Origin of the sequence: Methylocystis sp. (genome assembly GCF_051061225.1) — a bacterium.
Classification (GTDB): domain Bacteria; phylum Pseudomonadota; class Alphaproteobacteria; order Rhizobiales; family Beijerinckiaceae; genus Methylocystis.
In genome coordinates, this window is record NZ_JBPFEB010000018.1 from 1 (window position 1) to 8,629 (window position 8,629).

The following is an 8,629-nucleotide window of genomic DNA, read 5'->3' on the forward strand; positions in this document are numbered from 1 at the left end:
CTGTCCCGGCGACCCTGAAACGCCGCGGACGGCCGCCCAAAAACGGAGGCGCTGATCACCTCGCAGGCTGATCGCCCGACCCGCCAGACTGGGGAATTTTCGTTCGCCAAAAGTGGGGAAATTTCGGGTGCCATTGACACCCTTCGGCTGATGCAGGCCATAGGCGCGCCAATTGGTCTGCAGGACGGACTTGGTGATCGCGCAGCTCGGCTGCTGATAGAGCAGCGGCACGCGGTTGGCGAAGCGCAGCAGCGGAACCGGCTCGTCCTTGCGCGCGATGAGATGCTGCGCCGAGTCTGATCCCTCGGGCTGCTTTTTGCGCATCCGCCCGGAAGCCGCGTCGACATCGATCTCTGCTTCGCCGGGACGGGCGAAGGCGATTGCGACCTCCACTTGGAACGGATTGCCCCGGTAGCTCGCCGGCGGACGCGTCGCCGCCGTGCAGAACTCGGCCGGCAGTTCCTTGCGCAGTCCCTCGAGGAGCTGCGCCTCGCCGATCGGGACGAGGCAATCCGGACGGAGCTTTTGCACATTGGCCTTCTGCAGGCCGCGATGCAGGACGTTCGCCTGGGCATGCGCGATATGCGCCGGCTAGGAGCGCTCGCTCAACGGTTTGCCGGCGAGTTGGATGATCTCGCGCGCCGTCTTTTCGCCGACGCAGGAAAACTCATCGACCAGGAACTGCGAAAGCGAGCGGCTTTTGGCTCCGCTTGATTGACGCCCTCGATCTCCATCTCAACCCGCGTACCGTGCGGGCGGCTCCAGGCGATATGCCTCCTTTTGTGAATGTCGGGGCGGTTGCTGGCGGTGTCGGTCGAGACATAGTGCTCGGAGGCCAACGGCTCGCTCTCGATGCGGCTGATGATATCGACCCAAGAGCGCTCAAAACGCCCTCGCACCTCGACCGTGATCTCCGGCAAGACCCCGGCTTCCTCGCAGGCGTCGAGGGCGTTGTCGACCGCCGCTTTACCGGCAGTCACCAAAGACTTCGCGGGTGTGTCGAAACCGAGGAGATGGCGGTTCTTGAGAAAGAATTCCGAAACGGAGATCTCTTTCTGCCGGCCGGCCATTTCCAAGGCGGTCGCCGCCGCCGATTCTCGATCGGACTTGCCTCACGCGAACTGGCTTGCGCGTCATGGACCTCTCTGCTGACGCCTCTTGGAGACCGTAACGATCTTTTGCCTGAAGTGAAGCGTCGGGACGAGGAGTTCGCTTGCCCCTCCCGAAGCGGCTCCGGACGAGGCCTCGCGCGGCTCTTGAGCGGACACCCGAGCGAATGGACAACAAAGAGCCGAGGGCACAATACAGTGCCGTTGATCGTCACACTTAACACTGGACCCTGTCCAAGAACCGCCTCTCGCCGCGGCCGCGGTAGCGGCCGTCTGGGCCGCCTTCACTGGCGCCATTTGGTTTTCCGTTACACGCGTCGCGCAGGCGTTCACCGACAACCCGACAGCGGCCCATCTGCTGAGCCCGCCTGACTACGCGAGCTGGCCGATCGTCCTACAGATGGAGCGTCGTGCCATCCCTCAGATAACGCTGCCATCAGTAATAGTAGCGACGGCGAGAAACGTAATAGCGCGGTCGTGGCGCAGTCAACGCTCCAATCGTCGCGCCACCGGCAGCTCCGATCGCTGACGCCGCGAGGGTCGGACCAGCAAGACCGCCCGAGGCCAGAGCGCCAATGCCTGCGCCGCCGAGCCCACCGATAATGCCGCCGCCAAGCGCGCGTTCGGCGGGTGTGTAGCAACCATAGAGCGGGAGAGAAGCCGCCAAAACGGCGAGGGCGACCGCCTTCTTCATGGGGCGAGCAATAACGAGACTTTGCATCGACTGGACCTTTAATTGTTAAGCTTTGCCTGGCTGTGCACGACCGGAACGCAGCAATCGTCGAATCAGGGGCTCAATTCTCTATGGATTTGTGCCCTAACGATGACCGGCGGGTCGAAACTGCGCTGATCCGCTGCGTTCTCGTCGCTTAACAGGGTTTTCCAGGAACAAGGCTTTTCGGCTGGATGCTGGGATTCCCCTGCCACCCCCTGACAACTCTTCAGGAAGGCGTGGGATTCCTCTCCATCCATCTCACCAGAAGCGTAAGTAGGCTATATCCGGCACGCGGCCGCCGAAGGCGCGGCCTCCCGCGCGAACCACTGCGGCCGCCACAAGCCGCGCCCGCGCCTGTTCGGCTTCGATTCCCAAGCGCTCACCACGCTTTCTCTGCATAGCGGCTCCCTTAACCGGCCGCCATTCCATCACCGCGAGCAACCGGGGGCGTTGCGGGAGTCCGCCAATCGACGGCATTTGTGTGCGTTCGAGGCACGGCGCTGCCTGCGGTCAACCCATCCGCCGTCGACAGGACCTCGCCTTCTCGACGAGACAAAAGAGCAACGATTGCGGCAGTCGCGAGAGCGCCAATGCCCGACATCAGCACAGGGGAGCGGCCACCAGAGCGCGAATGCCTCGCGCTCACCGCCAGAAAGGATGGTTTGCTTTTCGCTCGCTTGAATCGCGTGGAGACAAGCCATACGAGCCCGCCGCCGACCACCGCTGCGGGAAGAAGGGCGACCAACCTTGATCCCGACAACCCATGCCGCAACTCATCCATCGTATCGGAAAGCAGCGCCCGGGCCCGTTCGGCTTCCTGCTCAAGCAGCTCGCTTTGTCGTTGCATGGATCGTCCCCATCTGGTTCCTGACCATTGTGGCGTCGCTGTGGAGTTCCTGGAGCGCCTTCGTCGGTTTGAGCGTGAAGCTCTTGATGCGGCGTCGGCCAACGGCTGTCAAAATGAGTCCAAGGATGATCGCGCCCCCACCGAAAATGGCGAGCGCCCAATAATTGGCGAGGCCGGCCGCGACAACAGCTGCCGCGGCAGCCTGCAAAATGAGGATGATTCCCGGAATGAGCAGGGTCGCCCCGGCGATGAGCATAGCGAGACCTCTGGCGAGCGACTCGAAATGCTCTGTCGTCTCGGCGCGCGCAAGGCTTGCCTCGATGCGCAACAATGCCGACGCCTGGCGCATTGCATCCATCAGAATCTCGGAAATTGGGCGATGCTGTTCCATTAGTCTCTCGTTTGCGGTTTGGCGCTCAGCCATCAGTGTTCAGCACAACTACCCGTACCTTCGAGTGTTCCTCTGAGGCAGTTCTACATGGCGCCCTCGGCGCCGCGCACAGGCGTGCGGATGAGGTCCGCCACGCTTACGCAGGCATTTTCACCGCGTCATACCAATCCGGAGAGTGAATGCATTCGAGGAGCGTGTCGTAAGGAATGTTCTCTCAGTCCGTCCCCGCCTCCTCGGAAGCAACGATATACGCGGATCCTCGCCTTGCCAATGCGCCGAGTTCAGCCTGCAGGAACGCAGAGGCTGCCTCCTCCGTCGGAAAGCCTGCGGAGAGATGGCGCACGCCTGATCGGGTGTAGGACGAAATCAGAACCATTTTCATGATCCGTTGCTCGAGTTCCCTACGTCGGCCTGCACCTTTGTCGCCGAAACTCCGGATAGGTCGTCAGACAATACCCACGCTGCTCCAGCGTCGCCGCAACCCTTGGCGACAGAAGAACTTCGAGCTCGGCGCGATAATTATAGCCAGCGGCGTGGCCATCGAAATCGTCGCGTGCCGCGGGGTGGAAATAGATCTCCGTCAGGGACCCGACTGGACGCTGGGAAAGAATCGCGATCATCCGTTCCTCGGACAGGGCGCCTGACCAGGCCCACCCGAATGTTGCGTCTGCGAACAGGAACCCCGCACGACGCGCCTGTCGCTTCAAATGCGCAAGACAAGGTGAAAGGATTCGAGATGGGCTCGTCAGACCTTGGCCGATCCGATTAAGGACGATCGACGGTTCACACGGAACTCGCAGTGAAGAAAAGCCGAAGGTCCGGCCCAAGCAAATAATTTCCGCCGCGACGAGCGGGTGCAGATGATAGTGCTTATGCACGTCGATATGATCGGGCGGAAGGCCAGTCGCCAGAAACGCCTGGAACTGCGCGACGATTTCATTCCGCAATTGCGTGCGCACGCGGGGTCGGACGGCGATCTCCAATCCCATTTTCGCCATGTCTTTCCGAAAGAAGCCGAAAGAGTCCACCAGATCGGGGATTTTGTCGCGAGGAAGCGTCGGCATGCCATCGACGAGAACAAGATGAAGTCCGACCGCCAGCCGTGGCAGTGTGCGCGCCCGCCTGATCGCATCTTGTGCGGCAGGGCCGCTGACCATGAGGCTCGCAGCCGTCAAAATCCCATTGAGATGCGCGAGTTCAACCGCGGCGTTGACTTCCACGGACAGCCCGTAATCATCGGCCGTGACGACAAGGAATTTCGACATTGACGCAAGCCTTCAATCGTCAACCATTGGTGATTTTTATTGAACAGGCGTCATCTCGCCTTCTCGCGTGACCTTGAACTTCAATCCTCGCCAGCTGATTTTTGGCGCTCCGAATCCCGCGCAGTAAGAAAGAAACGAAATCGCGTCGCCGAACGGCAAGAGCAAGCAGGCCTGATGGGGCAGAGAAAGAGCCCGTTCTACGTCGACACACAAAAGCCCGCGCAAGCCGAGTGCAAATACAGCCAGCGGAATTGCATCGAGGTCAAAACTGTAGACGCCTGCGAGAGCCAACGGAAATGGGTGCGTGATCACGCTGCCGAGGTATCCGAGAGGATCGATGCATCTCACCGTACGTGCGACTCTCGTCTCATGTGACAGGAGCGATTTGAAGCTATCAGAAAAGCATTGATGTCCGACGGTGAACCCCGGTATTGCAACATGATAGCCGGCGAGGCGAACGGCTTTTCCGATTTCGTGGTCATCGGCCAAATGCCGCGCGAAGCGCTCGAAGCCTCCAATCGCCTCCAGCGTTCGTCTCTTGAGCGCGATCGTCGAGCCGCAGCAGGGATTCGCAAAGTCAAAGGTCATTGCCACGATGACATTTGGGAGAAAGTGACTGTTTATCGCCAGAGCTTCATGGCGAGACCAGATGTTCCCGTAAGGCAGCCCGTGATAGAGGCAGGTGACAGCTCCTATGTTCTCCTCATTGAGATGAGCGACCAGCTGTGAGAGGTAATTTTGGCTGACTTCTATGTCGCTATCCGAAATGACGAGAACGTCATGCTTCGCCAGCCTGAGCATATTGGCAAAATTCGATATCTTTCGGTTGGGGCCGTGATCATGACCGCTCACATTAAGATCGACCGAGTATTCTCTCTCATCCTGCATTTCCCGAACGTGTCCGACGGCGCGGTCGTCATGATCTCGTACGCCACAGACCATGTGGACTTTACCCTCGTATCGCTGTTCGAAAAACCCTCGAAGGCGCTTTCCCAGGTTGGGCTCGTCTCCATGCAAGGGAGATAGGCAAGGCCCTTCGAACGAACCGTCATGGCGTTCATCCAACCGGTGTTTCGTCGCGCAGGACGCCAATCGACGTCTTGATGGCGATGGCGACCGGAACCGCAAGAATGACGCCAGCGATTCCGAAGAGCGCACCGCCAAGCAGAAAGCAGAAAATGATGGTCACCGGACTGAGCGCGGCAGCTTTCCCGAGCACCAATGGCCCCAGAATTTGGTCGATGGAGAGTCGTAGGACGATCACATAAGCCGCATAACTGATTACTGGCAAAATCCCGGCTGCGTTATGGATCGCGACAAGCCCTCCGATCAGCGCAGAGGAACCAGGACCGATCACCGGAATCATTTCGAGCAGCCCCGTAAGCAGGGCCAGGAAGAAGGCGTGCTTCAGGCCGAGCACGAACCCGAGCCCGACATATGCCGCAACCGTGGCGTAGGCGACAACGATCAAGACGCCGATGACATATCTCCAGAGCAACGGATCCAGCAAAATCCAAACGCGCTCGATCGCAGCGCGCTTGTCCCTCGGGATAAGCCAAAGAACGCCCCGCACGATCTCCGGCCCCTGTGCCAGCATGTAGAACAGGAGAACAAGAACGAGAATGCCGCCAAAAAGGGTCGCAAAGCTCATGGCCGCGAATTCCGTGATCCGACCTGTGGCTCCGAGCCAGTCTCTGATCCCGCTCGTCGCCGCATCCGCCATCTGCTGCGGATCCATACTCTTCCCCAGGATCGTCACAGCATGATCGTCCACAAGACCTTGCGCGAGTGTTCGCAAGACCGATTGCATGTCGGAGATGAGGCGCTTCAATTCATGAACAAGCGGGGGGACGCCAAAAAGCGCCACGACAGCAAGCATAGCGAGCAGAGACGCGTAAACGCTTATCACTGCGATCAACCTCGACAGCCGGAAATGGGCGGCAATCTTGTCGACGAGTGGCGTGCAGAGGTAGGCTAACAGGACAGCAAGCACGAAGGGAAGGAGCGCCCATCTCACTTCTGGAACGATGACGAGAAGAGCCAGCAATACCGCCACTGCGGCAGCTTCAGGTATCGAAGCCTGAGTTGGTGGTGCAGATTCGTCGCCTCTCTTCAGAATCATCCGTAAATCCGTTCTTTCCAGGTCACCCGTCCCCGGATGCGGCACATCACGCTCTCCGCGGCTATGATTGCCCCCAGAGAATAGCCGAGCGGAAAGAGAAAGCCGTACCAGAGCGGAATACGAAAGAACCGCGCCCCAAAAAAATGGAGTGCGAATGCAATTGCAGAGCTGGGGATCGCGAGGCCCAGCGAGGCACACGCAAATGGAGCGCCATTGCGGCATCCGCTCGCGTCGATGAGCGGGACGGCCAATGCAGCCCAAGCGAGCAGAAGCGCTGCGGTCGCAGTGCATATCATGCGCGCGGTTCCGCCAAAGGTTTCGAACATATTCTTGGCGAGGCCGGTTCTGAGAGAAGACCAGTTGCGATACATACGACTCGACAGCAGATCGGCGCCGCCGAGAAGGGCGACGCGCCCCCCGAGTTGCTTCACGCGTCGCGCAAGCGCCACGTCTTCGCAGATTGCGTTTGAAACCGCCTCATGCCCCCCTGTCGCGGAATAGGCTCGGCGGCGAAAAAGCAGGAACTGGCCTGTCACGGTTGTGTCGGGGCTTCGTTCCGATTGCAGCTTCTTCAGATCGCGAGAAAAGGCGAGGCAATATAATCCGCAGGGCAGAACCAGCCGTTCGGACCATGTCCGCAGAATCTGCCTGGGCGCGAGCGACAGGAGGTCAAGCGACTGAGCCTCGGCCTGCCTGATCGCGCTCAGCAGAAGCTCCGGCTCCGCCACCACGTCCGCGTCAATGAAGCAGAGCCATTCAACCTGCTCGGCAAGAGCGAGTGTTGCGCCGGTCCAGCAGGCATGGGGCTTTCCTACCCAGCCAGTGGGAAGCGGCGGACTCGCAATGACGGAGAAGCGTTCATGTCCTGACGCGGCGGTTCGCGCGATTGTCTCGGTGTCGTCGCTCGAATTGTCGTCGACGATCCGGACCTCAAGGCGCGAGCGCGGATAGGTCTGGCGCGTGAGCCCCTTGATGCAGGAGGCAATGTTGGCGGCTTCATTCCGGGCGGGAACAATGACGAGAACGGCTGGCATCGAAGAAGAGGCAGACGACAAATCGACACGCACCGGGGCGAAGAGCTCGCGTTGCCTGATCGCACGAGCAATCAGCAGCGCTACGGCAGCCGCCCAAATGGTTGAAAGGACAAGCTCCATTCTACCCCCTTTCCACGAAAGCTACGAACGAACGCCATCGAAAATAGTTCCCAACCAAGCTGGCCGTTGCCGGTCCGCACGCCTGAGATCAGGCCGAGCGTTGTTGGGCGTGCTTCGGTTCTGCGCCACGCAGGGAGGGAAAGGAAGATGACAAACGCGGACTTCACGAAGAGATCAGTCATCTTCATCACGATCGCTCTCGCACCGCTTCTCATCTGGCTCCTGTTCGACGTTGTTCTCATGTTCGTTGGAGCATTGCTTGTCGCCAATCTCCTGGAGCTCGGCGCACGACCGTTCCTTCGTTTCTCCGCGTCGCGCCCCGTGGCCTTGCTTCTTTCAGGAGTGATCATCGTCAGCGCTTTCGCCGGCGCAGTCTTTCTATTCGGGGCGGGGGTTGCCTCCGAGCTGCAGGACGTCCTCCAGAGAATCGAGCAGGCCAGGGACACAATTGGCAAGGGATTGCGCGGCTCGCCCTTGGGGGAAGTCCTGCTGTCCCATATCAAGAGCGCCAATGTCCCGGTCGTCGAGCTGCTCGGCGGCCTTTTTCGAACCAGCTTGATGTTCGTTCTCTCGCTGCTGGTGACGATCTTCGCAGGGATCTACATCGCGGCGCAATCAGCGCTTTATCGGCAAGGCGAGGCGCACTCTTTACCGCCGAGTCGCGGAGCGAGGTCGACACCACAATTGATCATCTCGCCGATGGATTGCGATTGTGGTTGCTTGGCCAGTTGACGCAGATGGTCATCAGCGCACTCTCGGGCCTGGCGACATGGCTGATCGGGCTTCCGTCCCCTCTCGCGCTTGGCGCCATCGCCGGCGTGGCCGAATTTATTCCCTATCTGGGTCCGATCATCTCCGCGATTCCCGCCGTTCTCGTCGCGGTCACGCTAGTGTCCTGACTCTCAATTGCCGCCCAAAAACTCAAGCGGCGTGGGCTTTGTCGAGCGCCGCGCGGGCCCGATGGATTTTTTCGAGGATAGCCTCGCCTTTCGCCTTCCATTTATAGGGACGCGGATTGGCGTTGCG

9 protein-coding genes are annotated in these 8,629 nt (G+C 60.0%); 2 read left to right on the forward strand and 7 right to left on the reverse strand.

Annotation, left to right across the window (positions count from 1 at the left end; genetic code table 11):
* The 7 genes from ACR652_RS03940 to ACR652_RS03970 all read right to left on the reverse strand — a co-directional run.
* Nucleotides 1–531 (reverse strand): hypothetical protein (locus tag ACR652_RS03940; protein WP_434505218.1); only part of this gene is annotated, 531 nt, incomplete at its 3' end.
* A 74-nt stretch (nt 532–605) separates the two neighbouring features.
* Complete coding sequence (locus ACR652_RS03945) at nt 606–1,076, reverse strand: hypothetical protein (RefSeq protein WP_434505219.1); 471 nt, start codon at nt 1,074–1,076, stop codon at nt 606–608.
* 1,569 nt (nt 1,077–2,645) lie between these two features.
* Entirely contained in the window at nt 2,646–3,062 is a 417-nt protein-coding gene (locus ACR652_RS03950) for a phage holin family protein (protein WP_434505220.1), read from the reverse strand.
* A 401-nt stretch (nt 3,063–3,463) separates the two neighbouring features.
* Complete coding sequence (gene hpnK, locus ACR652_RS03955) at nt 3,464–4,327, reverse strand: hopanoid biosynthesis-associated protein HpnK (protein WP_434505221.1); 864 nt, start codon at nt 4,325–4,327, stop codon at nt 3,464–3,466.
* Nucleotides 4,328–4,363: 36 nt separating this feature from the next.
* Nucleotides 4,364–5,392: a bacteriohopanetetrol glucosamine biosynthesis glycosyltransferase HpnI gene (gene hpnI, locus ACR652_RS03960; RefSeq protein ID WP_434505222.1), complete on the reverse strand. Its 1,029-nt coding sequence runs from the start codon at nt 5,390–5,392 to the stop codon at nt 4,364–4,366.
* Complete coding sequence (locus ACR652_RS03965) at nt 5,385–6,449, reverse strand: AI-2E family transporter (RefSeq protein WP_434505223.1); 1,065 nt, start codon at nt 6,447–6,449, stop codon at nt 5,385–5,387. Before ACR652_RS03965 ends, hpnI begins: the two co-directional genes overlap by 8 nt.
* A complete protein-coding gene (locus ACR652_RS03970) occupies nt 6,446–7,483 on the reverse strand; it encodes a glycosyltransferase (RefSeq protein ID WP_434505224.1) in 1,038 nt (345 codons plus the stop codon). The genes ACR652_RS03965 and ACR652_RS03970 overlap by 4 nt, the downstream gene beginning before the upstream one ends.
* A gap of 267 nt (nt 7,484–7,750) precedes the next feature.
* On the opposite strand from ACR652_RS03970, the gene ACR652_RS03975 reads away from it, so the two are divergent.
* Nucleotides 7,751–8,335, forward strand: coding sequence for an AI-2E family transporter (locus ACR652_RS03975; RefSeq protein ID WP_434505225.1), 585 nt, complete (start codon nt 7,751–7,753; stop codon nt 8,333–8,335).
* A complete protein-coding gene (locus ACR652_RS03980) occupies nt 8,308–8,502 on the forward strand; it encodes a hypothetical protein (RefSeq protein WP_434505226.1) in 195 nt (64 codons plus the stop codon). Before ACR652_RS03975 ends, ACR652_RS03980 begins: the two co-directional genes overlap by 28 nt.
* The last annotated feature ends 127 nt before the right edge of the window (nt 8,503–8,629 follow it).